The organism is Bradyrhizobium sp. 142 (assembly GCF_023074015.1).
Taxonomy (GTDB): domain Bacteria; phylum Pseudomonadota; class Alphaproteobacteria; order Rhizobiales; family Xanthobacteraceae; genus Bradyrhizobium.
The window spans coordinates 1-1,975 of sequence record NZ_JADPKQ010000248.1 but is presented as its reverse complement, the minus strand read 5'-3'; the positions used below and the strand labels follow the sequence as shown (position 1 = coordinate 1,975).

3 protein-coding genes are annotated in these 1,975 nt (G+C 61.6%); all 3 read left to right on the top strand.

All coding sequences use genetic code 11. The features are described 5' to 3' along the window. The coding region (locus IVA82_RS22935; RefSeq protein WP_247387826.1) for a hypothetical protein at positions 1-221 on the top strand (221 nt) is incomplete at its 5' end. 66 nt (positions 222-287) lie between these two features. Next, positions 288-1,022, top strand: coding sequence for an SDR family oxidoreductase (locus IVA82_RS22930; RefSeq protein WP_247387825.1), 735 nt, complete (start codon positions 288-290; stop codon positions 1,020-1,022). 38 nt (positions 1,023-1,060) lie between these two features. Beyond that, on the top strand, positions 1,061-1,666 hold the full coding sequence (locus IVA82_RS22925) for an NADPH-dependent F420 reductase (RefSeq protein WP_346658781.1): 606 nt from the start codon (positions 1,061-1,063) through the stop codon (positions 1,664-1,666). Positions 1,667-1,975 lie beyond the last annotated feature (309 nt).

Here is a 1,975-nt window from a genome sequence, read left to right as displayed (position 1 = left end):
GCCTCGTCAATCTTCCAGAGTCGAAAATCCTTGCTCATAGCCCCGCAAAGAATCAGACTCGCCCCAGCTTGACCAGCGACTACTTGGACAGGCTCCTAGTCTATGCCGGCAAGTACGGCCCAATTCCGAACAGCGGACACCGATCATTGCGGCTGGCGTCAGTCGTCCAGCCGGATCGATTTCGCACCACCGATGTGCGCGCTTCTGCACTCAACGCCTGACGCCGGCAGACCCATGTCGAGGTTCTCGGGGGCAGATGCTGTCCCGACACCACGAAAGGAGAAATTGTGGGAAAGCTTGAGGGCAAGGTTGCGGTCGTCACGGGCGGATCGAGCGGTATGGCACTGGCGAGCGCCAAGCGGTTTGTTGAAGAAGGCGCCTATGTTTTCATCACGGGCCGGAGGCAGGAGGCGCTCGACGCGGCCGTCAAGCTGATTGGCCGGAACGTGACCGGCGTGCGCGGCGACGCGGCCAATCTCGACGACCTCGATCGTCTGTTCGACACGGTCAAGCGGGAAAAGGGCAGGATCGACGTCCTGTACGCGAGCGCCGGCATGGGCGAAGCCGTCCCGCTGGGCGAGATTACCGAGCAGCACTTCGATACGACATTCGGCCTGAATGTGCGCGGCACGCTGTTTACGGTTCAGAAGGCGTTGCCGCTGTTCAACGATGGCGGATCGATCTTCATGACCGGGTCGGTAGCTTCAATCAAAGGGTTTCCTGGTTACAGCGTGTATGCGGCGAGCAAGGCGGCGCTGCACGCCTTCGCACGCGGCTGGCTCAACGAACTGAAGGGCAGGAATATCCGGGTGAACGTGCTGCACCCAGGGCCGATCGCCACACCGATGCAGGACCAAGTTCTCACTGCGGAAGCGAAGCAGATGTTCGAATCCCTGATCCCGCGGGGAAAGATGGGTCGCCCTGAGGAAATTGCTGCGGCCGCGCTGTTTCTTGCTTCTGACGATTCGAGCTTCGTGAATGGGGTGGAGTTGTCTGTCGACGGCGGCTTCTCGGCCATCTGAAGGGCAAGGGAATCAATATCAACACGGATCGGAGAAGTATTATGAGCTATGCGATTGTAGGATTCGGTGCGGTAGGCCAGGCTCTCGCTCACGCCTTCGCCCGTAAAAACATCAAGGTGGCCGTCGCGAGCCGCCGGCCGCCCGAGGCGTTGGCGCCGCAGGCTCGGGCGATTGGACCCACGGTCGTCGCCAAGTCGCTGCGGGATGCACTCGAGGCCGACACGATCATCTTGGCGGTCCCGTTCGGGGAGCATCGCGAGGTTGCGAAGGCCCTGCCGAGTTGGAAAGGCAAGACGGTTATCGACGCGACGAACGCGTTTGGAGTTCTCCCTGAAGAGCTGGACGGTCTTCCGTCCTCCGCCATCGTGGCGAAGGCGTTCACCGGCGCCAAGCTCGTTAAAGGTTTCAATCACCTGGTTGCGGCCACCCTGGCTGCCGATCCGACCGTCGAGGGCGGCTACCGGGTCGTCTTTCTGTCGAGCGACGACGACGACGCGATTGCTCCCGTGGCGGCCTTGGCCAAGCAACTCGGGTTCGCGCCCGTCAAGCTGGGAAAGCTCAACGAGGGTGGCGCGCTGGTGCACGCACGCGGCCGCGTTTGGGGCCCGCTCATCTTCCAGGATTTGTTCAGGAAGGAGCAGTAATCGATTTACGCCGTGTGATCGATGCCGAGACTTGGTCGCGCGCTAGCTCCTTCGAGCAGCGCGCGACCGAATATTTGAAGGCCACAAAGTCGCGAAGGTTGGGGGCGGCCTGACGGCGTATGGGCGCCGTTCAAGAGCGGGGAGACGCCTGACAGAGCGGCAGATCTGCGGGGCGCCTAAAATCTATCGACTTGCTATCGATGGCCTAGGATAGTTCTGTGCGTCAAGTTCAGCAAAATCGATCATGGGGTCCGGCTGAGCCATCCCCTCGGAGCCGCCGTCGCTCGCTTGCCCAAAGCGTAGCGCTGG